This is a genomic window from [Brevibacterium] flavum (assembly GCF_019317305.1).
In the GTDB taxonomy this organism is placed as follows: Bacteria; Actinomycetota; Actinomycetes; order Mycobacteriales; family Mycobacteriaceae; genus Corynebacterium; species Corynebacterium glutamicum.
Map to the genome: position 1 here is coordinate 1,590,223 of NZ_CP079240.1, position 22,664 is coordinate 1,612,886.

Consider the following 22,664-nt stretch of genomic DNA (forward strand, 5'->3'; position numbering starts at 1 on the left):
TCGAAAAGCATGCGCTTTCCGTTGGCCAGCCTGCCGCAGGTGCGGCGCGAGGTGGCCCGGCAGGTGGGTCGTATTCCGCGGGCTAAGTGGTGGTTTTTAGGCGCGCTGGTGTTGCTGAGTGCGGGTGCTTATGCGTCGGTGCTGGTGCCGCAGGTGCTGGGGCGGATTGTGGATCTGGTGTCCGATGGCGCGCAGGTGCGTGATTTTGTTGAGCTCAGTGTGATTCTCATTGCGGTGGCAATTGCCGGCGCGGTGCTCAGCGCGTGCGGGTTCTATGTGGTGTCGCGGATTTCTGAGAAGATTATCGCCAATTTGAGGGAAGACATGGTGGGCACCGCGCTTGGGTTGCCCACCCACCAGGTGGAAGATGCGGGCTCTGGCGATTTGGTGAGCCGCTCCACGGACGATGTCTCCGAGCTATCCGCAGCGGTGACAGAGACCGTCCCGATTTTAAGTTCCTCACTGTTTACCATTGCCGCGACGATCATTGCGCTGTTTTCTTTGGACTGGCAATTTGTGCTCATTCCTGTCGTGGTGGCGCCGGTGTACTACTTCGCGTCCAAGCACTATTTGAGCAAGGCGCCGGATCGGTATGCGGCAGAACGCGCGGCGATGGCGGAGCGTGCGCGAAAGGTACTTGAGGCTATTCGCGGGCGTGCAACTGTGCGGGCGTATTCCATGGAAGATGCCATGCATAATCAGATTGATCAGGCGTCGTGGTCTGTGGTGGTCAAGGGTATTCGTGCGCGCACCACCATGTTGATTTTGAACATGTGGATGCTGTTTGCGGAATTCCTCATGCTCGCGGTCGCGTTGGTGATCGGCTACAAGCTGGTCATTGATGATGCGCTGACGATCGGCGCGGTTACCGGTGCCGTGCTGATGATTATTCGTCTGCGTGGCCCGATGAATATGTTCATGCGCGTGCTCGACACCATTCAATCCGGCTATGCGTCGCTGGCGCGCATCGTGGGAGTTGTTGCGGATCCGCCGATTCCTGTGCCCGACAGCGGTGTGAAAGCACCTCAGGGCAAAGTGGAATTGCGCAACGTCAGCTTTAGTTATGGCGATTCCTGGGCGGTGAAAGACATCGACATCACGATCAATTCCGGCGAAACTGTCGCGCTCGTGGGCGCATCTGGCGCAGGTAAGACGACGGTCGCCGCCTTGCTGGCGGGCTTGCGGGTGCCAGATCAAGGGCAAGTGCTTGTCGACGACTTCCCCGTCTCTCACCTCTCTGACCGCGAGCGTATCGCCCGCTTGGCCATGGTCAGCCAGGAGGTTCATGTTTTCTCCGGCACGCTGCGCCAGGATCTCACCTTGGCTAAACCAGATGCCTCCGATGAGGAATTAGCGCATGCTCTTGGGCAAGTTAATGCCCTTGACTGGTTGGAGAGTCTTCCAGAAGGACTGGACACGGTCGTTGGTGCGCGAGGAATCCAGCTAGAACCAGTGGTGGCTCAGCAGTTGGCGTTGGCCCGGGTGTTGTTGCTCAATCCGGCGATCGTCATCATGGATGAAGCCACGGCAGAAGCAGGATCGGCGGGTGCCAGCGCACTGGAAGAGGCTGCAGATGCAGTGACCAAGAACCGTTCCGCATTGGTGGTGGCGCACCGGTTGGATCAGGCATCGCGGGCTGATCAGATTCTGGTGATGGATAAGGGGGAGGTTGTGGAATCCGGTACTCACCAGGAGTTATTGGATCACGGGGGTATTTATCAGCGTCTGTGGACTGCGTGGAGTGTCGGAAGATAGTTGACTGTTCAATGCTTTGAACATTAGTATTCAGCCCTATGGATACCTCGACTGTGTTGTTCGCATTTGGACTCACCTTATTTGCCGGTCTTGCCACCGGCATCGGCGGTCTCATCGCCGTATCGCGCAAAACCGTCACCGAAGGATTCCTCGCAGGATCACTCGGCTTCTCTGTCGGCGTGATGCTGTACGTATCCTTTGTGGAAATTCTACCCGGCGCCTTTGATGAATTAACCAGTGTTTGGGGAGAAAAAGGCGGAAGTTGGGCCGCTGTTATCGGCTTCTTCGGTGGCATCGCGCTGATCGCCATCATCGACCGCTTAGTCCCCACGGCGATTAACCCCCACGAGCCCTCCACCGTGGGAGGCGCCGTTGAAGGATTCGAGCGCCGCAACCGCATGATGAAAATGGGCGTGCTCACTGCGCTGGCCATCGCGATTCACAACTTTCCCGAAGGTTTCGCTACATTCTTGGCCGGATTGTCCGATCCAATGATCGCGATCCCTGTGGCCGTGGCAATTGCCATTCACAATATTCCAGAGGGCATTGCGGTGGCGGTGCCACTTAGGGAAGCTACAGGGTCACGTCGAAAAGCATTAGGCTGGGCGACCCTCTCCGGCCTTGCTGAGCCCGCCGGCGCCCTCATCGGATTCCTGCTGCTCATGCCCTTTATCGGGCCAGAAGCACTCGGCCTGTGCTTCGCCGCAGTCGCCGGCGTGATGGTGTTCATTAGCGTCGATGAACTACTGCCCACTGCCATCTCCAGCGGCAAACACCACACCGCCATCTACGGCCTCATCGCCGGCATGGCAGTCATGGCAATCAGCCTGCTGCTGTTTATCTAGCGTTCAGCCGCAACAAGCATCCGGTCAATGTTGGTCAACACCTCATCAACGTAAGCCGGATTAACGCCGCGCTCCCGACGCGCCTTCAACAGCTCCTCCTGGGCCGCTTTGATTGCCCCGACACGCGCATGATGCGCGCGCTGATGCAGCTTATCGACGTTCTCCTGCAGTTCATCAGCGTCAATTTCTTGCGAGAACCAATTCTTGATCGCCACCATCTGCTCCATCGGCAACTCCGTGGTATCCACCAAATACGTTGTTGCGGCCTTATGAGCCCTCTCTGTCAGCGCGGCGATACTCTCATCGCCCGCAGCATCGGGACCCTTATCCAAGCTGAGCTTCCGCATCAGCCACGGCAACGCCAAACCAGGGCCCACCATGGTGATTAAGAGAACGACCAGCGCAATGACCTGTAACTCGTGGTGATACGGGAAAATATCCTCCGGAATAGACAGCACCAGCGCCAACGTCACCAAACCGCGCATGCCCGCCCACGTCATCAGCAACGATTCCTGCAGTCGAAGAGGCGCCCGCAATGAACTATTGGTCGCACCCTTCTTATCGATCTTGAAACGATTGCGCTTATACGCCGCGAACATCCACACACCACGGACAACGATCGCCACCACCGAGAGCACAATGCCCACGACCACGGCATGCCACAGCTCAGATCCGACTTCATCAATCGCAGTGCGCACATTCAGGCCGATCAAACCAAAGGCCACGCCAGTAAACAGCACCTCAATGGTTCCCCAGAACGCAGAACCCGTTAGACGATCCTCCGCACCAATTGACGCCCTCGAATTCATCTCCACTGCAGCGATCACAATGGCGATAACGCCCGAACCGCCGATTTCTTCCGCCACCACATAAATGGCAAACGGCAGCACCCACGTAAACGCATTTCGAGCCTCAACGGAACTCACGTGATCGGTAAACCACGCAGCCGCCCGGCCAATAACCAAGCCCAAAATAACGGCAGCAAGACACGACCACAAGAATTCCAAAACACCCGTTGACCAGGACAAATTCTCACCAGCGACCAGGGCAGCTAAAGCCACATGGAACGCCATGATGCTGGCTGCATCATTAAACAGACCCTCCGTCTGCAAAGTAGTAGTGATGCGCTTCGGGATTCCCGCAGGTTCCGCCACTGCATCAACAGCAACAGGATCCGGTGGAGCAATAGCCGCAGCCAACATGATCGCACCAGCAAGGCCAATGCCAGGAAGCAACAGCATGGATGCACCCGTGAGTGCCGCGATGGTCACGAACACCAACAACACCGACATCGTGATGATGGTAGACATCTGCGACCTAATCACCGCCCACGATGACTTCCTCGCCAGCGCCCACAGCAGCGGCGGAATGAAAATAGGCAACATCAGATCGGCCGGGATAGTAAATTCCGGCAAAAATGGCAACAACGCTCCACCTGCGGCGACAATAGTCATCAAAGCAGGCCAGGGGAGTCCGGTTTTATCGCCGATGGCCACCACAATCACGGTGGCGAGCAGCAATGTAATGAGCATGAACAATATCGTCATGAATAAGGTCTCTTCGGGTCAGGTCTGTCAGGTTTGTCAGTTTTTTCAGTAAACAGTTCCTATTTTTCGCTGATTATGCTGCTGCATGGGGGAGCGCACACCAATTGAAAGCAACTTCACAGGAAGTGTTCAGTTGTGAGTTTTTGGGGTGTCGTGTGGCGCCCGTTTAAGGGGTCGAATTTCTGCAATGGGTTCGAGTGTGGGTGCGCTCTGTTCAGGCACTTGTAGGCGATTCTGGAGCGTCGATTTTTTCGGGTTCGGGGTGGCATTTTTAGACGAGTGGAGCCATGTGTCCGTTTGAGACCAAGGAACGAGTTTCGCCCTGTCTGTTTGGTTTAATACGCACGTTTTGACGCGCAAGAACTGCAGATCGAGACCAAAGAGAGGTAGATTTTTGAGGTCTTTGGTCTCGATCTGCAGTCTTTGATTTTGCCCTAGCCAGATCTACTTTTCAGCCGTGATCTTGATGGTTCCTACCTCTGCGTCATAGGTTGAGTTCATCAACGCATGTTCCGCCTCGGCCGAAAGATCCATTTGGGATAGCGCACCTGCCCAATATCTTAAAATCCGTCCCGCTTCACCGGCAGGATCATCCGCAATAGCATCAAGATCGATATCAATGGTGAGTTTCATGTTTTATCCAGCCTGACAAATAGAGAAAACCTAGGGGAGAAAATACATCCTCACCTAGGCTAATTGTCGGACTGACAGGATTTGAACCTGCGACCCCTACACCCCCAGTGTAGTGCGCTACCAAGCTGCGCCACAGTCCGCCGTTGTGTTTTTGCCCATGAGGGCTGAACCAACGTGAATAGGTTACATCAGTGTGATCTGGAAAGTGAAATCCGCTGGCCATAACCTATTGCACGTGTGGGGAAACTAGTCGACATCTCCTGTGGAATAGACCCACGCGCCGTTGACCTTGCGGAATGTGGAGTCTTCTTCTTGGACGCCGGAGGCGAGCCCCTTGTAGAAGGCTTGGAATTTTACGGTGCCGGTGGAATCGAAGGGTCCACCGCCGGTGGTCTCGAGGATGTCGAGGCGGTAGAAATCAATTCCCACATCGAGGCCAAGTTCGCTTGGCCGGGTTTCTGGATCCCAAGTGTCAAGAAGGTACTGGGAATTTCCAACAGCAAAGGCGGTGAACCGAGATCGCATGAGCGCTTCAGCGGTGGGGGCCACCCATTCGCCGGAGTGAAAGCGGTAGCAGCACTCACCGTAGGTAAGGCCAGTTCCGCAGGGGCAGCGTTTACCCAACTCAAAATCCACGCTAGTTCACCTCGTCGTCGATGACGATTCCCTGCGCGAGCAGTTGGGTAATCGAGCAGGAATTAGATGCGGCCCGAAGTGAAGCACTGTCTGCATCGCTGAGGTTGCCGATCAAAGAGATCTTTCGGCGGAGTTTGATCTGGCCGTGGTCGGCTGATTGTTCCTGGGAGATCGTCACTTTGACATCGTCAAGGCCTTTGATGCGGTTGTCGATGGCTGCTTGTTTGATCGTTTGAGAGTTTGCAGCAGCAAGCGCGGAAACCAGCAGGGAAGTAGGGGTGAAGCCGAGGTTTTTGCCACCCTGGGATTTGTCGCGGTCGGTGATGAAATTGTGACCACCGGTGCGGATGGCTGCGCCGTATTTGCTGGCTTTGATGGTTGAGGCTTCGGCGACAAACTCCGGAAGATCCTCACAGACGTTTTCTGGAACTAGGTAGGGCTCGACCCAGTTCGCGATGATCCGGGCTGCACGCTGTGCGGTGCCATCTTTGGTGAGCAGGTGATCTGCCTTGTCCAAAGTCATCAAGGATTTAGGGTAGCGAGTGACTCTGAAGATGAGCTGCGCGTTGTCCACGCCGACGGTTTGGTCGGTGGGGGAATGCAGTAAAAGCAGTGGTTTGCGGAGCCTGCGGAGGTGATCTTCGGGGTTGACCTCTGCAAGGTCTTCGAGGAATTCGCGGGAAATGGTGACATCCCGGCCTCCGAGCTGCAGAGTGACAGCACCTTGATCATCTACATCACATATGCGATCAGCAAAGTGCAGGACTGCGTGCGCAGGATCAAAAGGTGCGCCTATCGTTGCTACTGCTTTGAGGCAGGAGATTTTGGTGGCAGCTTTCAGTGATGCTGCACCACCCAAGGAGTGTCCAATGAGCAACTGTGGAGCGGAGTAGTGTTCCGTCAACCACTGCGAGGCCGCCACGATATCGTCCACATTGGAGTTGAAGGTGGTTTTGGAGAAGTCACCTTCTGATTGGCTCAGTCCTGGGAAATCGAAACGCAGGCAGGCGACGCCGGATTCTGCGAGTGTTTTACTGACTCGCGCGGCGGCTGGCGTGAACCGTGAGCCGGTGAAACAGTGGGCAAACATTGCATAGGCAATGGGATCTGTATCTGGAAGATCTAACGTCGCGGCCATCATCAACCCTTGTGATGATGGCACCTTCACGCTAACTGAATGCACCGGGAGCAAACCTTTCGACAAAGCTATTTCATCATCACTTTATGCATATCTTTCGCGCAGGTCACCATGCGTGCGGTATGTCGTTGCACAACTCTTACCCACCAGTGCAATGTAGGTCACGTCGTATCACGTCTGAGGGTGATTGAGTAGGGTTAAACAGATGAATTCATTTAGCTCACCGGAGGTATAACCGTGGCCGGTTTTGATTGGTTTTGGAAGGCCCTTGGCGGCAAATCGGGCAGAAACCAAAAACGTAGCGTGGCAATTGTCAATCAGGTAGAAAACCATGCAGCGGAATTAGACGCGCTGGATGATGTTGCATTGGCGCAGCGTGCCAAGGATCTAGCCAGTGGTGGACGCATTGACAATCATGCGGAATTCCTCGCCATTTTGGGTGTGGCATCGCAGCGGACATTGGGGCTGAAGCCGTATCCGGTGCAATCACAGGCGGTGTTGCGTCTCATTGAAGGCGATGTGGTGCACATGGCTACCGGTGAGGGCAAGACTTTGGTGGGCGCGATGGCGGCCACCGGTCTGGGGTTGATGGGCAAGCGAGTCCATTCGATTACCGTCAATGATTATTTGGCTGTGCGCGATGCCGAATGGATGCGGCCATTGGTCGAATTTTTCGGTCTGAGCGTGGCGAGCATCAGCGAGAAGATGGATGCAGGGGAGCGTCGACAAGCATATAAAGCCGCAATTGTCTACGGACCTGTCAATGAAATCGGCTTTGACGTGCTGCGTGATCAGCTAATTACCCGGCGCGAAGACGCCGTGCAGCATGGCGCCGACGTCGCGATTATCGATGAGGCCGATTCCGTGCTTGTCGACGAGGCCCTGGTGCCACTCGTCCTCGCCGGCAACCAGCCCGGCCATGCGCCGCGCGGCAAAATCACCGATGTGGTGCGCTCACTGAAAGAAAACGACGATTACACCATCGACGATGATCGTCGCAACGTCTTTCTCACCGACAAGGGTGCCGCCAAATTAGAGCAGCAGCTGGGCATCAGCAGCCTCTACGACGATGAGCACGTCGGCTCGACGCTCGTGCAGGTCAACCTCGCCCTCCACGCGCAGGCACTGCTCATCCGCGACATCCACTACATCGTCCGCGACAGCAAGGTCTTGCTTATCGACGCCTCCCGCGGCCGTGTCGCCGACCTGCAGCGCTGGCCCGACGGCCTGCAAGCAGCAGTGGAGGCCAAGGAAGGTCTCGCGGTTTCTGAAGGCGGCAAGATCCTTGACACCATCACACTTCAGGCGTTGATTGGTCGCTACCCAATGGCATGCGGCATGACAGGTACCGCCGTGGAGGCAACCGATCAGCTACGCACCTTCTATGACTTGCATGTTTCTGTCATTGAGCGCAATCATCCGCTGAAGCGCTTTGATGAAGCTGACCGTATCTACGCCACCATGGCGGAGAAAAACCGCGCCATCATCGATGAAATCGCACTCCTTCACAGCACGGGGCAGCCAGTCCTGGTGGGTACCCACGATGTGGCAGAGTCGGAAGAACTCGCCACTGCACTGCGTGAACTCAACATCGAAGTAAGCGTTCTCAACGCCAAGAATGATGCCGAAGAAGCCCAGATCATCGCAGAGGCTGGCGATATTGGACGAGTGACCGTTTCCACTCAGATGGCCGGCCGCGGTACCGATATTCGCCTCGGTGGCGCCGATGAAGCCGACTACGATGAAGTGGTGAAACTCGGTGGACTCGCCGTTATCGGCACCGCCCGCCACCGTTCTCAGCGCCTGGACAACCAGCTGCGCGGACGTGCGGGACGACAAGGAGATCCAGGCCTGAGCCTTTTCTTTGTTTCCCTCGATGATGATGTGGTGGTCTCAGGCGGGTCAGGGGAGAGCGTGAGCGCGCAACCCGATGCCACCGGGCTGATTGACTCAGATCGCATCCGCGATTGGGTCGGACACTGCCAGCGCGTCACCGAAGGACAGCTGGTGGAAATCCACTCCCAGAGCTGGAATTACAACAAGCTCCTTGCCGATCAACGCGTGATCATTGACGAGCGCCGCGAACGCCTCCTCGACACCGCCTTAGCGTGGGAGGAACTGGCACAGCATGCACCAGCGCGGGCTGCAGAGCTTGAAGACCTTGATCAGTCCGTGCGGGAACAGGCAGCACGAGACATCATGCTGTACCACCTCGATTACAACTGGTCAGAGCACCTCGCGTTGATGGATGATGTCCGCGAATCCATTCACCTGCGCGCCATCGCCAGAGAAACCCCCCTTGATGAATACCACCGCATCGCTGTGCGTGAATTCAAGGATTTGGCACAACGCGCTGTCGATGATGCGGTGTCCACGTTCAAGTCTGTGACCATCGATCACGAGGGGGCACATTTGGATGATGAGGGCTTGGCGCGTCCATCGGCAACGTGGACCTACATGGTCTCTGACAACCCACTCGCGGGTAGTGGCAACTCAGTGATCAGTGGCATAGGAAATATCTTTAGATAACTCGAAAACTGTGAAATTCCAGTTCACGGCGTTTTTTCAGGAAATTCTAGGATCTTACGGAGGGTAACTCCGCACTCAACATCTACACAAAGGCTATGATGAAAATCGTTAAGAATAATGTCGACACGGAGGAAGTTTAATGAGCGACAACAACGGCACCCCGGAGCCACAGGTCGAGACCACCTCAGTATTCCGCGCTGATCTACTGAAGGAAATGGAGTCGAGCACCGGTACTGCTCCAGCCTCCACAGGAGCTGAAAACCTTCCTGCAGGATCTGCTCTTCTTGTAGTCAAGCGTGGACCAAATGCAGGCGCTCGATTCCTTCTGGACCAGCCAACCACGACCGCTGGTCGTCACCCAGAAAGTGATATCTTCCTTGATGATGTCACCGTTTCACGTCGCCACGCAGAGTTCCGCATCAATGAAGGTGAATTTGAGGTCGTGGACGTAGGATCCCTCAACGGAACCTACGTTAACCGCGAGCCACGCAACGCTCAGGTCATGCAGACCGGTGATGAGATCCAGATCGGCAAGTTCCGCCTGGTTTTCCTCGCAGGCCCTGCTGAGTAAAAACACTTCCTAGGAAAGTTCTTTGCAGTGTTTCACTGCAAACAGTGCGGTTGCAGGATACATACCTATCTTGCAACCGTTTTGTGTATAGAATGCCTAAAATAGTGGTACAAGTCCCTGTCCGCCCATTTAATTCACAGCAGGTAGCAGCAACATCGTGAGTGCACTCCGTAAAACATCCCCAAACGGCTCCATCGGCGCATCCGCCACCAGAACCGTTCCGGTGAAACCAACCAAGACCATGTCAATTGGTGTGGTACTTGAACGTCTAAACGCAGAGTTCCCCGATGTCACTGTGTCCAAAATTCGCTTCCTCGAATCAGAGGGGCTGATTACCCCTGAGCGAACCGCATCTGGATACCGCCGTTTTACGGAATCAGATGTGGAACGCCTCCGCTACATCCTGGTCACCCAGCGTGACAACTACCTTCCGCTGAAGGTCATCAGGGAACAGCTGGAAGCCATGGACAACGGCTCTGTCACCGCCATCCTTGGTTCCTCCTCGGAGCCTTTGGTCAGCCCGGAGAAGTTTCAGGCACCTGCGATTACTCGCCTCACTGACTCTGATGTGGCCGAAAAGGCTGGCGTCAACGTCGAATTGGTTGTTGATTTAGTCAACGCCCGATTGATTAAGCCGGACGCCGCCGGATTTTTCACCAACGATGACGTGGCGATCGCCAGCACCGCAGCTAGCCTGAAAGCAATGGGCTTTGATCTCCGTCGACTGAAATCCCTGGGAAATGCTGCATCGCGCCAGGCAGATCTTATTTCCCAAGTGGCATCTCCGATTGCGCAGGGAAAAAGCGATGTTGCCCGCCAGCAAGCTGAAGAAATGGCACAACAAATGTGCTCCCTAGTTGTGTCAATGCACGCCTCCTTGGTGAAAAACGCAACTCGCGAGCAGCTTGGATACTGATAGAAAAAATGAGTTTTGTTGAACTTGAATTCCATGGCATTCACACCATGGAACCAGATGGCTTTACCTGCGCGCTGTTCCGATGGGATGAAGGGAACAAAATCCTTCCCATCTGGATCGACGTTGATGACGCCCTAAAAATCCAGGCATATCTCGCTGGATTCAACCCACGAAGGCCAACGGCACATGAATTGCTCGCGGAAGCATTCCAGCGCCTCACTCCGTGGGTAGCCAGCCTGCAGATCGTCTCCCACTTTGAAGGCGTTTACATGGCTACCATCACTACCTCTGAAGATGAGCAATTTGATGCCCGCCCAAGCGATGTGATCATGCTGTCACAGCTGCTCGAGGTGCCAATTTCTATCGATGAGGAAATTCTGCAGCAAACTGCCTTCTATATCAATGATGAGGATATGGAGTCTATCTTTGACATCGTCATTGATCGCAGCAAGGCATCCGGACATCCTGATGGGGAATCTGCTTCAGGCGACGCTCAAGCAGATGCTGATTTCCAACAGTTGATGCAGAGCCTCGGCGTTTTTGAAGATGATCTCTTCAGCGCACCGGATTCTCCAGGCGACGGACTTGATGGCGACTTCGGCGAGGAAGGCCCCTCATCGGAAGAAAAGCCAGAGAATTCCTAAAATGTGACTAATCACACCCTCAGATTTCAACTTGCTGGGGGTGTTTCTGGCGTGTTAGCAGATTTTAGCTTGACTCTGGTCTAGGGTAGAGACCAGACTTATAGCTAAGTTGCATGCTTAGAATTAACACGCATGTTGTTTTGAATAAAACATGGGTGCTGAATAATCGGAGAAACTAGTGTACGAAGACAAGAACTACCAGGGAGAAATCTTCAACGGTGTCCCTGTTCAGGAGACCTTATTTGAGGTCGGCCCTGACGAACAGGTCGGCTACCGCGTCCCAACAGCCTGCCAAGTTGCGGGGATCACCTACCGCCAGCTGGATTACTGGGCACGCACCAAACTTGTCGTGCCAACCATTCGTGGTGCACGCGGATCAGGCTCTCAGCGCCTGTACTCCTTCAAGGACATCCTTGTTCTGAAGATTGTTAAGCGGCTGCTGGACACCGGTATTTCTCTGCAGAACATTCGCCTCGCCGTGGATAAGCTCCGCGACATGGGCACCAACGACCTGGCAGAGATCACTCTGGTTTCTGACGGCACCACCGTCTACGAGTGCCGATCCAACGAAGAGGTCATCGACTTGCTCGGTGGTGGACAGGGTGTGTTCGGCATTGCAGTTCCAGGCATCATGAAGGAACTCACCGGCGATATTTCTTCCTTCCCATCTGAGCGCATCGATGAGGAATTTCAGGCAGAGACCATCAACTTTCAAGATGAGCTCGCAGCCCGCCGGAGCCGACGCACCTCCTAAAAACTCAGCGCAGTAAATCTTCAAGCCCGTGCACCGTAGGTCTCTCCGAACCTATGGCGCACGGGCTTGATAGCTTTTGTGGCTATTGTTCCAACTCGCGTCGACGTTGTGCCGCAATGCGTAGGCGTGCTTCGCGTTCGCTTTGTTCCTTGCTGTGGAGTTCCTCAAAGAGTTTTTCATCGGCGTCATCTACTTTGAGCAAGAATCGCGCACCCGCGGAGGCCGCTCCGCCAAGGATGAACACAACCCAGAAATATGGCACGTTGAAAACAAACAAGCCTAGGAAGAACGAGACCATCACGACAGCCCAAATGGCGGAGTCGATCTGCTTGAGCTTCTTTCCTCGCTGTAGGACCAGGTCTAGTTCTTTCTCGGTATCGTCTTGTACGGGTGTCACGGCGGTGCTTGCCTGTTGTTCGGGAAGATCTGTGAACAAGACATCTATTTCACCGGCTGTGCGTGCGATTGCTGCGGCGCCGGTTCGGGTATCGAATTCGTCGATGTCGAGGTATCCGTCTGCAAAATATGACCCAAGTCGGTCGAGGGCTTGGGCTCGCTCGATGTCGCCTATTCGTTGGTGAGCCCTGTCGTTCATAGTTCAAGTATAAACACGTTTTCGAGTGCTGCTGGTGGTGCGAAAATCCAAAACTCCCATTTTGACAAGTGTTCATTGTCCAAATGGGAGTTTTTCAGCGGTCGGCTTAGAATCCGAATGCCTCGCGGAGAGCTGCATCGATCTGCTCGGTGGTTGTTGCCTGCGTAGCGGTGCCGTTGTGGCTGGTGGCGAAATCACTGAGCACGGAATCCACTGGATCGTGGCCTACATGAACAACGTGGAGTGAGATGTTGTCTGCGAATGCGGCGCTGAGATCATTCAAGAATGCTTCGTCGGTGTATTCACCAGCTGAGCCTGAGGTCACGATGACAACGCGCATTGGCTGTCCATCGGGGGAGCCTTCCTTGGCGATCTGGGTGGCAGCAACGACAGAAGCGCGGGTCAGCGGAACGCCACCGGTGCCGAGGCGAACAACTGCGCCGGCAGAGTTTTCTCCACCGGAGGAATCAGGGAAGGAAACGTTTGCGCGCCATCCCTTGGTGACTCCTGGGTTGAGTGGGGAAGAGTAGTTGTTTAGTGCTACCTGGTTGCCCTGTGCACCAGTTTCGCGGGCGAGGTTGGCCAGAGTCCGGGAAGTAACCGTGTGGTAGGTTTCCTGGCTGCCGTCAACAACTCGATCCATGTTGGATGAGGTATCCAGGTTGATGATGGTATCGGATGGGGAAGCAGCGGCGGGTTCGACCGGGGTCTCGCTTGGTTGCGCCTCAGTAGTTTCTGCCGCGGATTCGCTTGAAGCTTGGGTGAGAACACTTTCAAGCGCGGAGTTATCGGCGTTGCCGGTGTCGAAGCTGAAGCTACTGAAATCAGAGGCGGCGCGGGCTTGGTCTTCAGAGATACCGTTTCCAGCGTTGGTGGCAACAGCCCACACAGGTACTTCTGCGCTGTCTACTGCTTCAAAGGTGTAGCCCTCTGGAAGTTCTGCTCCTTCAACGGTGGCAAACGCAGGGGAGTCGGCAGCTCCAGTTGCGGTGACATCGGCGTCACGGTTGAGCGCAGCAGCGGCAGCTTCTGGGGTTTCAGCCAGCGCCAGCGCTACGGCTGCGGATGCTCCGGAGTTAGTGGCAACGGGAAGAGCTACCTGGTCAAGGGTGATTGTTGAGGCGTCGGTGCCTGAAGCAACTGCGAGGCCTGCCTGTGCGGAGCCAACCTGGGGCCAAGAGCTTTCAGAGCTGCTTGCTACGGCACCGGTTTCAGCAAGTGCGGTGGCAGCATCAGAACGAGAACCAGCGAACAGGTACGTGGCAGCGGGGACGTTGCCGTCCACAGCTTCCGCCTCAACACAGAAATCACGGCTGACAGGTGATGAGTCATTAAATTTGTTCACTAATTCTTCGGCTGCGGTGGAATCGCCACCAACGGGCAGACTCAAGTTTCCAGAGATGCACTCTTGTGAGGAGGTCGTGGTGGAGCCAGAATCATCTGAACGGTTAAAAAGCCACACCACAAGTGCCACGATGAGAGCGACGATGGCAATCAACGCAATGGTTAGCGATTTAGATAACCTTAAGTTTGAATTCCCACTTGAATGGCGTGCCACGTTTCTCCCTCGCTGTATTCCCCGAAAATCCGGACCAGAAACCTACATTGACAAGTCTAATTTTCTAAATACTAGCCTGTAGAGCTTGTTTAGTAATGGAGACAAGCCGGTCACGGATGGGTTTTGCTCGTTCAGACAGCTCGCGTTGTCTACTGACATATTCGGCTTTGCCCTCGGCGGTCTCAATGGGGACGTAGCCAAAGCCGTATCCGCGGACGTCGTAAGGCGAAGCCTCCATGTCCAAGATGCGGGTGTCGCGGGCTAGTTCAAACGCTTCCAAGAAAAGATCACCTGGCACAAGAGGGCCAAGCTTTGCGGACCATTTGTATAGATCCATCGTGGCATGCAGACAACCGCATTGATCGTTGCGTGGCTGATCTTCGCGGGTTAACACCGTGAGGTTCAACGGGATGGCTGGTGTGGTGAAGAATCGGTAGGCATCAAAGTGGGTGCATTTGATGTTGTGGCTTTCCACCACACGGTCGGTTTCCGATGGGGTAAGGCGCAGGGGAAGATCATGGCGGAGATCGTTTGATTTGTACACCATTGCCCATTCGTGCAGACCAAAACAATCAAATTGGGCGTGGTTGTCACGGGTGGCGGACAACAGTTCGTGGATGTAGCGCACAGAGGACCCACGGCGTTGCATATAGGAGGCCAGGTCAAGCTGGACGCCAGCTGCGTGATGGAGGGAGGCGTCGACAAGCAAAAAATCGCGCATGGTGGCATGCGGCGGTGTGCCTTCTAGGAACACGCCGATGCCGGGGTGCCAGGTTTTTAGGTGCGCGACGCGCACGGGGTAGTACTCGAAGAGGAAGTCGAAGACGGGGTGCTTGATATGCGCTTGTCGACGCTTCAAGTGGTCTTTGGTGAATGAATCAGCCCGCGCGTGGTGGGCGCGGGCTAGTTCCATCCACTCATCCTCGCTCAATACGCTGAGGTGAAAAGTGTCCAACACAGTTACTATTTCTAGTCGTCGGAGCTTTCGTGAGTCCAATCGTTGACGGTGCCCACGTATTCTTCGATGAGATCCTCCAGCGTAATCACGCCGAGAAGCTCACCTTTGAGGCGAACCTGAGCCATGTGCGCGGAGCGGTGGTGCATAAAATCCAAGACGTCATCCATGAGGCCGTCGGCATCCACATTGCTCAAAGGGCGCAGTGCAGAACGCGGAATGGTCTCGGAGGGATCCATCTCAGGATCAGCCAGACGAGGCAAAATATCCTTGATGTGGATATAACCCAAGTAGGATCCATCGCGGCCGGTGACAGGGAAGCGGGAGAAACCGGTCTCGCGGACTGCTTCCTCCAACTGGTGCAAGGTCGGGCCAGATTTACCGAACGCCAGCGTGCGAACGTCCTCATCCTTAATCACCAGTTCCTTGATGGAACGCTGCTCAGAGCGCAGCGCCTTGGACAGGCGGGCGTGCTCTTCAGCATCAAGGAGGCCTTCGGAACGGGACTCGGAAATCATTGATGCCAGCTGCTCTGGGTCCACGGTGGAATCCAGCTCGTCTTTTTGCTCCACACCAAAGGCGCGAAGGGTCAGACGGGCGATCCAGTTCATGAACTCGATCAACGGGCGGGTAATCTTCACAAACGCAATGAGCACTGGAGCAAGCCACATGCCTAAGGTTTCAGGGCCAGCAATAGCGATGTTCTTTGGCACCATTTCACCAAAGAGAATGTGCAACCAGGTAATGATCGCCAGTGCGATGACGAAGGAAATTGGGTGGATCAAATCATTTGGAACACCCCAGGAGGTGAAAGGCACCTCAATGAAGTGGGCGATCGCAGGTTCTGCGACTTTACCCAGAATCAGAGAACAGACCGTAATACCGAACTGAGCGCCCGCCAACATGATGGAGAGGTGCTCGGTTGCGTAGAGAACCTTTTCAGCTCCCTTTTTACCCTGGGATACCAGGGAATCCAGGCGGTCCCGGCGCGAGGAGATCAGTGCGAACTCCGCGGCCACGAAGAAGGCGTTGGCGGAAAGAAGGACGATAATTAGAAGGACAGTTGCCCAAATACTCACTTTTCGTACTCCTTTGCTTCTTCATGGGTGATGGGGGTGAGAACGGCTTTGTCGATGCGTCGATCTTCCATGACCGTTACTCGTGCGATCCAGCGTCCTGAGAAGCCGGATTCGAATTCATCCATGGTTGGGGTATCGGTCAGTGGGAGTAGGGCGACGTCCCCAACGCGAGGAATGGCGCCGACTGCGTACATGATCAAGCCGCCGAGGGTTTCGTAGGGGCCGTCAGGGGAGACGTACCCGACGCGTTTTTCGAGTTCATCGATGCGGACCAGGCCGGAGACTTCCCAGCTGGCGCCGAATTGTTGGAAATCGCGTTCGGCGTCGGAGTCGTCGTGCTCATCGTGGATTTCGCCGAGGATTTCCTCCACGACGTCTTCGATGGTGACCATGCCTGCGGTTCCGCCGTATTCATCGGCAACCAAAATAACTTGGGAGCCGGCGGAGCGGACAGCGTTGAGGACAGAGTCGCCGTCAAGGCTGGCTGGTACCACAGGAATCTTTCGGGCTAGATCGCGCACCATGGTGGTGGCGCGTTCTGCCTGCACTACAGAAAACGCGTCCTTGATATGCACCATGCCGATGGTTTCATCCAAGTCGCCTTCGGTGACTGGGAAGCGGGAGTGGCCCGTTTCCAGGGCAAGCTCGATCAAATCATTGACGGTGTCTGTGGCACGCAATGATTCAATGGTGGAGCGAGGTGTCATGAATTCATCAGCGGTGGCGTCACCGAACTGCAGGGATCGGTTGATCACTGCTGCGGTGTTTTGATCCAGTCCGCCGCTTTCCGCGGAGCTGCGTACCAAGGCGGTGAGCTCTTGGGAGGAACGGGCAGAGGCAAGCTCTTCGGCTGGTTCAATACCAAGTTTGCGGACAATAAAGTTTGCAGACTTGTTCATGCCGTTAATAAACGGCTTGAGAACCATGTTGAACCAATTGACAGGGTGGACAACAAAACGTGCCACGCCCAACGGGTTGGTGATCGCCCAGTTTTTGGGAACCAACTCACCAAAAACCATGGAGAGGGTAGTTGCCACCAACAGTGCGATGATGAGGGCTACTGCGGAGCTTGCTGATTCATTTAATCCCACCAGCTCAAGTGCTGGGGTGAAGAATTTGGCCAAAACCGGCTCTGCGAGGAAGCCTGTGGCAAGTGTCGTGATCGTGATGCCCAGCTGGGCACCAGAGAGCACGAACGACAGATTTTGATGATCCCTCTGCACTGCGCGGGCGCTGCTGTCGCCTTTTTGCTTCACATGTGTTTCTACAGTGGATTTTTCTAAGCCGGTGAGTGCGAACTCAATGGCCACGAATAGTCCGGTGCTCGCGGTAAGAAGCACGAAGCCTAGCAGTGAGAGGATGCTTATGAGTATGTCCATTAGCGTGGTTTAAGCTGTTGTCCTTAGAAGCGGTGAAAGCCTGTTCAGCTTCGCGTGCCGTGGGGGAGTTTTAGCTCTTGGGACCGTCTTTCCTTGAAGTCTGACGCCTCGGGTTGGAGCGGCCCGTTGATCTGGATCCGCTTTGTCCGCGCCTGCGTGGATTCCGGCTGGAACCTCTGGAATCAGAACGATTGTGGGTATTTTTTTGTTCCCGCTTTGGCTGCTGCTGTCCAGGTGCTGGAAGAGCAACGCCTGACGGGCGTCGTGCACCAGTAATTTTAGCCAATTCCGGGGAGTTTTCGTTGACTTTTACCTCAGCGGCTTTCACGCCGGCTTTTTGGAAAAGTTCACGGACTTCCTTGATTTGTTCGTCCATTACTAGAGTCACAACTGTACCGGAAGTTCCGGCTCGTGCAGTACGACCAGCGCGGTGCAAATACGCTTTGTGTTCTGCTGGGGGATCAACGTGCACAACAAGCGAGACGTCATCCACGTCAATGCCGCGGGCGGCGATATCGGTGGCCACCAAGACGGGGATTGATCCATCGGCGAAACCAGCCAAAGCGTTGGTGCGGGTGGACTGGCCTTTATCGCCGTGAATACCCACTGCGTTGACACCCACGCGGCGCAGTTTCTTCACCTGTCGATCCACACCGTGCTTGGTGCGCATGAACATGATGGTTTTGCCTTCACGTGCAGCGATGCTCAAGACAACGGAATTGCGAGGATCGCGTCCGCCAACCAGAAGTCGGTAGTGCTCCATGGTGTCCACTGCTGCCTGAACAGGAGCGGTGGAGTGTGTGATGGGGTTGTGGAGGTAGCGATCGACCAATTTGCTCACATCGCCGTCCAACGTTGCCGAAAACAGCAGACGTTGACCATTTTTAGGGGTTAGGTCCATGAGCTTTTTTACCTGTGGCAAAAAGCCCATGTCGGCCATCTGATCGGCTTCATCCAACGCTGTCACGGAAACATCAGCGAGGGAGAGCTTCTTCTGGTTGATCAAATCTTGGGCGCGGCCAGGGGTGGCAACCAAAATATCCACTGGTGTGGCAAGTGCGGTGATGTTGCGGTTGATGTTGACGCCACCGACCACCTCGAGGACGCGCAGACCCATAACGCGGGCGGGATCGTCGAGACGTTCACGCACCTGAGCTGCTAGTTCACGGGTGGGAACCAGGACAAGCCCGCGGGGGCGACCTGGTTTGGAGGCGCCCGAGCGCGCGAGTCGGGTGATCATGGGAAGCCCAAAGGTGAAGGTTTTACCAGAGCCGGTGGGTCCACGGCCGAGGACATCTTTGCCAGCGAGCGCATCGGGGATGGCTGCTTCTTGGATGGGGAATGCCTCGGTGATTCCCTGACTGCGAAGTTCGCGCACAATCTCGTCGGGAAGCTTGAGTTCTAGAAAGGTAGTCATTGCCCACTAACTCTAGTCGGTGCTGGTTGAAAAGTGATCATGGGAACTTTTAATCGCTGAGCTAGTGCTTTTGCGACACACCTCTTGCGAATGTTGATTAGGTTAGGCAAGCCATATTTACAGGGTGTTGTGCAAGCATAAGGGAGCAAGGAAACATGGGCAAGGGATTTACCGGCGCTATTTTGACCGTCATGAGCGTGAAATCGCATATCGCCACCACCACGGGAGAAACTGTGATCAATGACCGCATGGTGACCATTCATTTTCATTCCGAGACGCTGCTCAACACGGAAGGTGAAGTCCCCGGCGATTGGCTGCGTCTGTGGTTCCCGCACGAGAGCCGACCTGGAAAGCTCTACCAACGCGCCTACACCTTGACCAACGTGGATGCCGATGCCGGCCGGTACCTTTGACCTGGCTTTTGTGCTGCACGAGCCGCTGGGGCCCGCCTCGGCGTGGGCGACGCGCTGCGAGGCCGGGGAAAGCCTGGAAGTCATGCGCTACCCAGGAATTCCGTTCGCCATCCCAGATCCAGCGCCGCGTAGCTTCCTTTTCCTAGGCGATCTCACCTCTTACCCAGCGATCTGCTCGATTCTGGAGACCTTGGACGGTGAAATCCCTGCGACCGCGTATCTTATCGCCCACGATCCACTTGATTACACCTTCGATTTTCCCCAGGGCGAGCACATCACCGCGCAGTGGATTTCCAACGAACAATCCTTCATTGATCACATCGCTGACACGGATTACACCGATTTTTATACCTGGATCGGCGCGGAATCCTCCGAAACCCGTGCGGCCAAGAAGCATCTGCAGACCCACGCCGGCATGCCCAAGACGCACATGAACGCGCAAGGTTATTGGAACAAGGGCAGAGCCATGGGTAGAAGCAATTAAAAGATTTTTGCTTATCGACGCCCACCTCCGGCGAATCCCTGGCAGCACGCGAAAAACCCCTCACAACCTAAGGTGACTGTGAGGGGTTTTGGCGTTGTGTTAAAAGGAGAGCCTTTAAGCTTCCACCTCGGAGCGGTCGCCGGACCACTCGGTGTGGAAGGAGCCATCCTTGTCGATGCGCTTGTAGGTGTGCGCACCGAAGAAGTCGCGCTGTCCCTGGATCAGGGCTGCTGGCAGACGCTCTGCACGCAGGCTGTCGTAGTAGGACAGGGAGGAAGCGAACACTGGGATTGGCAGGCCAAGCTGGGTGGCGGTGACAATCACGCGACGCCATGAATCGATGAGGTCGCCGAGCTCGCTCTTGAAGTAAGGATCGAGCAGCAGGGACTCAAGTTCAGCGTTTGCATCGTATGCTTCGACGATGCGGTTGAGGAACTTAGCGCGAATGATGCAGCCGCCGCGCCAGATGGTAGCGAGGTCGCGAGGGTCAACATCCCAGTTGTTCTCGTCGGAGCCAGCCTTGATCTCGTCGAAGCCCTGTGCGTAAGCAACAAGCTTGGATGCGTACAGTGCACGGCGAACGTCTTCGACGAACTGTGCCTTGTCCACGCCAAGTGCTTCCAGATCGGTGAGGACACCTGCAGGTAGGTTGCCCTGTGCTGCAGCGCGCTGGCTGGTTGCGCCGGAGAGTGCACGTGCGAAAACAGCTTCGCCGATGCCGGTGGTAGCAATACCCAGATCAAGAGCAGCCTTGACGGTCCAACGTCCGGTGCCCTTCTGGCCTGCAGCGTCAACGATGACGTCGATCAGTGGCTTGCCGGTTTCAGCATCCACCTGGGAGAGAACCTCTGCGGTGATTTCGATGAGGTAGGAATCCAGGTCGCCTGCGTTCCATTCCTTGAAAACCTCAGCGATTTCAGCTGGCTGCATGCCTGCTGCGTAGCGGAGAAGGTGGTATGCCTCGCCGATGACCTGCATGTCCGCGTACTCGATGCCGTTGTGGACCATCTTGACGAAGTGGCCGGCGCCGTCTGGGCCGATGTGGGTGACACATGGGGTGCCGTCAACGTTGGCAGCGATGGATTCAAGCAGTGGTCCGAGGGACTCGTAGGACTTTGCTGGGCCACCAGGCATGATGGATGGGCCGTTGAGTGCGCCTTCTTCGCCGCCGGAGATACCAGCACCGACGAAGTGGAGACCGCGTGCGGAGATTTCCTTCTCGCGACGAATGGTGTCGGTGTAGAGGGCGTTGCCGCCGTCGATGATGATGTCGCCTTCGTCCATGGCATCTGCTAGCTGGTTGATGACTGCGTCGGTGGCGTTACCAGCCTGAACCATGATGATGGCGCGGCGTGGCTTTTCCAGGGATGCTACGAACTCTTCGACGGTTGCGGAAGGGATGAAGTTGCCTTCGGAGCCGTGATCGGCGATGAGCTTGTCGGTTTTGTCAGTGCTGCGGTTGTAGACAGCGACAGTGTTGCCGTTGCGGGCGAAGTTGCGGGCGAGGTTTGAGCCCATTACTGCTAGGCCTACAACGCCGATCTGTGCGAGATTATCTCCATTAGTCATGTTATTGATCGTACTTGACGGCATAGCCCGGTGTCAGCAAAATCGGCCTAAAAGGTGTGACCATTTGGGGGTAGTGGCCATTTTGCCAGGTCACATCAGGTGAAAATCCAACCATTTTAGGCCGACTAGAGTAATAAATTATGACTTCCCGCGATGATCAACCCCAAGATCTGCTTTCGCTTGCAGAACTTGCCGCCACCAGAGCTTTAACAACTGACGAACTTGAAGCACTCAACAACGCCAATTACGGCCTCGACCGCAATCTTGGACTGCGCTACACCACCATCGAACCCGGTCACGTGGTCAGCGAATTTCACGTGGCATCCAAGCACCTGCAAGTGGTGGGCTTGGTCAACGGTGGTGTCTACGCCGCCATCGCCGAATCCACTGGATCAGTCGCCAGCATGATTTCCGCCCCTGGAAAAATGGTCGTCGGCATCAACAACAACACCGACTTCATCTCTGCTGTGAGCTCCGGTGTTATCGTGGCCGAAGCAACGCCGATTCAGCTAGGTGGCCGCACCCATCTGTGGCAGATCGAATGCACCCACCGCGGAGAAGTCGTCGCACGAACCACACTGCGCACCATGGTGCTGAACAAGTAGCCCTATACTCGGGCACCATGACTACATGGAAAGAGCTCACAGATAACAACCCAGCGCACTCAGAAAACTACGCGCAGCGCTGGCGAAACCTCGCCGCAGCAGGCAATGATATTTACGGCGAAGCCCGCCTCATTGATGCCATGGCACCCAGGGGAGCGAAAATCTTGGATGCTGGCTGCGGCCAGGGTCGCATCGGTGGCTACCTGTCCAAGCAGGGCCACGATGTTCTAGGCACAGACCTTGATCCCATCCTGATTGATTACGCCAAGCAGGACTTTCCAGAAGCTCGCTGGGTGGTGGGAGATCTCTCTGTTGATCAGATCTCAGAGACTGATTTTGATCTCATTGTCTCCGCCGGCAACGTCATGGGCTTTCTCGCTGAGGATGGTCGCGAACCTGCACTAGCCAACATTCACCGCGCACTGGGTGTCGATGGCCGCGCTGTCATCGGTTTCGGCGCAGGACGTGGATGGGTCTTTGGAGACTTCCTCGAAGTCGCAGAACGCGTGGGCCTCGAGTTGGAAAATGCTTTTGAGTCTTGGGATCTTAAGCCTTTTGTCCAAGGCTCTGAGTTCTTAGTGGCGGTATTTACCAAGAAGTAACACCTCTATCTTGCACCTGATCTGGCGTAGACTCATAAGT

At 55.4% G+C, this 22,664-nt stretch carries 22 protein-coding genes and 1 tRNA gene; 11 read left to right on the forward strand and 12 right to left on the reverse strand.

Annotated elements, in window-relative coordinates; all coding sequences use genetic code 11:
* Positions 1–9 precede the first annotated feature (9 nt).
* On the forward strand, positions 10–1,755 hold the full coding sequence (locus KW808_RS07700) for an ABC transporter ATP-binding protein (protein ID WP_003863769.1): 1,746 nt from the start codon (positions 10–12) through the stop codon (positions 1,753–1,755).
* 38 nt (positions 1,756–1,793) lie between these two features.
* A complete protein-coding gene (gene zupT, locus KW808_RS07705; RefSeq protein WP_003863768.1) occupies positions 1,794–2,600 on the forward strand; it encodes a zinc transporter ZupT in 807 nt (268 codons plus the stop codon).
* Here the strand turns inward: zupT and KW808_RS07710 are convergent.
* The 5 genes from KW808_RS07710 to KW808_RS07730 form a co-directional block, all read right to left on the reverse strand.
* On the reverse strand, positions 2,597–4,147 hold the full coding sequence (locus KW808_RS07710; RefSeq protein ID WP_003863767.1) for a cation:proton antiporter: 1,551 nt from the start codon (positions 4,145–4,147) through the stop codon (positions 2,597–2,599). The two genes, zupT and KW808_RS07710, sit on opposite strands and share 4 nt — an antisense overlap.
* 444 nt (positions 4,148–4,591) lie before the next feature.
* Positions 4,592–4,780 (reverse strand): hypothetical protein, encoded by a 189-nt coding sequence (locus KW808_RS07715; RefSeq protein WP_003863766.1) that lies wholly within the window; start codon positions 4,778–4,780, stop codon positions 4,592–4,594.
* A 66-nt stretch (positions 4,781–4,846) separates the two neighbouring features.
* Positions 4,847–4,920, reverse strand: a tRNA-Pro gene (locus KW808_RS07720).
* A 106-nt stretch (positions 4,921–5,026) separates the two neighbouring features.
* Positions 5,027–5,416, reverse strand: a complete 390-nt coding sequence (locus tag KW808_RS07725) for a YchJ family protein (RefSeq protein ID WP_003863765.1) — start codon at positions 5,414–5,416, stop codon at positions 5,027–5,029.
* A gap of 1 nt (position 5,417) precedes the next feature.
* The gene (locus KW808_RS07730; protein WP_003863764.1) at positions 5,418–6,557 is read right to left on the reverse strand and encodes a bifunctional alpha/beta hydrolase/OsmC family protein; all 1,140 of its coding nucleotides are present in this window, start codon (positions 6,555–6,557) and stop codon (positions 5,418–5,420) included.
* Positions 6,558–6,791: 234 nt separating this feature from the next.
* Between KW808_RS07730 and secA2 the strand changes: the two genes are divergently transcribed.
* The 5 genes from secA2 (at position 6,792) to KW808_RS07755 (ending at position 11,968) form a co-directional block, all read left to right on the forward strand.
* Positions 6,792–9,083, forward strand: a complete 2,292-nt coding sequence (secA2, locus tag KW808_RS07735) for an accessory Sec system translocase SecA2 (protein ID WP_003863763.1) — start codon at positions 6,792–6,794, stop codon at positions 9,081–9,083.
* 139 nt (positions 9,084–9,222) lie between these two features.
* Complete coding sequence (gene odhI / locus KW808_RS07740) at positions 9,223–9,654, forward strand: oxoglutarate dehydrogenase inhibitor Odhl (RefSeq protein ID WP_003856253.1); 432 nt, start codon at positions 9,223–9,225, stop codon at positions 9,652–9,654.
* A 157-nt stretch (positions 9,655–9,811) separates the two neighbouring features.
* On the forward strand, positions 9,812–10,570 hold the full coding sequence (gene ftsR, locus KW808_RS07745) for a transcriptional regulator FtsR (protein WP_003856252.1): 759 nt from the start codon (positions 9,812–9,814) through the stop codon (positions 10,568–10,570).
* 8 nt (positions 10,571–10,578) lie between these two features.
* The gene (locus KW808_RS07750) at positions 10,579–11,214 is read left to right on the forward strand and encodes a bifunctional nuclease family protein (protein ID WP_003863762.1); all 636 of its coding nucleotides are present in this window, start codon (positions 10,579–10,581) and stop codon (positions 11,212–11,214) included.
* Between the two features lie 178 nt (positions 11,215–11,392).
* Entirely contained in the window at positions 11,393–11,968 is a 576-nt protein-coding gene (locus KW808_RS07755) for a MerR family transcriptional regulator (protein ID WP_003856248.1), read from the forward strand.
* Positions 11,969–12,050: 82 nt separating this feature from the next.
* On the opposite strand, the gene KW808_RS07760 is transcribed toward KW808_RS07755, so the two are convergent.
* From KW808_RS07760 to KW808_RS07785, 6 genes are all read right to left on the reverse strand, one after another.
* A complete protein-coding gene (locus KW808_RS07760; RefSeq protein ID WP_003863761.1) occupies positions 12,051–12,563 on the reverse strand; it encodes a DUF1707 SHOCT-like domain-containing protein in 513 nt (170 codons plus the stop codon).
* Positions 12,564–12,669: 106 nt separating this feature from the next.
* Positions 12,670–14,061, reverse strand: coding sequence for a hypothetical protein (locus KW808_RS07765; RefSeq protein WP_003863760.1), 1,392 nt, complete (start codon positions 14,059–14,061; stop codon positions 12,670–12,672).
* A 124-nt stretch (positions 14,062–14,185) separates the two neighbouring features.
* Complete coding sequence (locus KW808_RS07770) at positions 14,186–15,034, reverse strand: hypothetical protein (RefSeq protein ID WP_003863759.1); 849 nt, start codon at positions 15,032–15,034, stop codon at positions 14,186–14,188.
* A gap of 56 nt (positions 15,035–15,090) precedes the next feature.
* Positions 15,091–16,155: a hemolysin family protein gene (locus KW808_RS07775; RefSeq protein ID WP_003856239.1), complete on the reverse strand. Its 1,065-nt coding sequence runs from the start codon at positions 16,153–16,155 to the stop codon at positions 15,091–15,093.
* Positions 16,152–17,534, reverse strand: a complete 1,383-nt coding sequence (locus KW808_RS07780) for a hemolysin family protein (protein WP_003863758.1) — start codon at positions 17,532–17,534, stop codon at positions 16,152–16,154. The genes KW808_RS07775 and KW808_RS07780 overlap by 4 nt, the downstream gene beginning before the upstream one ends.
* A gap of 70 nt (positions 17,535–17,604) precedes the next feature.
* A complete protein-coding gene (locus tag KW808_RS07785) occupies positions 17,605–18,951 on the reverse strand; it encodes a DEAD/DEAH box helicase (protein WP_003863757.1) in 1,347 nt (448 codons plus the stop codon).
* Positions 18,952–19,106: 155 nt separating this feature from the next.
* Between KW808_RS07785 and KW808_RS07790 the strand changes: the two genes are divergently transcribed.
* Positions 19,107–19,364 carry a ferredoxin reductase domain-containing protein gene (locus tag KW808_RS07790; RefSeq protein WP_231107909.1) on the forward strand — a complete coding sequence of 86 codons (258 nt, stop codon included), beginning with the start codon at positions 19,107–19,109 and terminating at the stop codon, positions 19,362–19,364.
* Positions 19,345–19,848, forward strand: a complete 504-nt coding sequence (locus KW808_RS07795; RefSeq protein ID WP_230622936.1) for a siderophore-interacting protein — start codon at positions 19,345–19,347, stop codon at positions 19,846–19,848. Before KW808_RS07790 ends, KW808_RS07795 begins: the two co-directional genes overlap by 20 nt.
* A 114-nt stretch (positions 19,849–19,962) precedes the next feature.
* Here KW808_RS07795 and gnd read toward each other — a convergent pair whose 3' ends face one another.
* Positions 19,963–21,417: an NADP-dependent phosphogluconate dehydrogenase gene (gnd, locus tag KW808_RS07800; protein ID WP_003863756.1), complete on the reverse strand. Its 1,455-nt coding sequence runs from the start codon at positions 21,415–21,417 to the stop codon at positions 19,963–19,965.
* A gap of 140 nt (positions 21,418–21,557) precedes the next feature.
* Here gnd and KW808_RS07805 point away from each other — a divergent pair, with 140 nt between their 5' ends.
* Complete coding sequence (locus KW808_RS07805; RefSeq protein ID WP_003863755.1) at positions 21,558–22,022, forward strand: PaaI family thioesterase; 465 nt, start codon at positions 21,558–21,560, stop codon at positions 22,020–22,022.
* 17 nt (positions 22,023–22,039) lie between these two features.
* Positions 22,040–22,624 (forward strand): class I SAM-dependent methyltransferase, encoded by a 585-nt coding sequence (locus KW808_RS07810; protein WP_003863754.1) that lies wholly within the window; start codon positions 22,040–22,042, stop codon positions 22,622–22,624.
* The last annotated feature ends 40 nt before the right edge of the window (positions 22,625–22,664 follow it).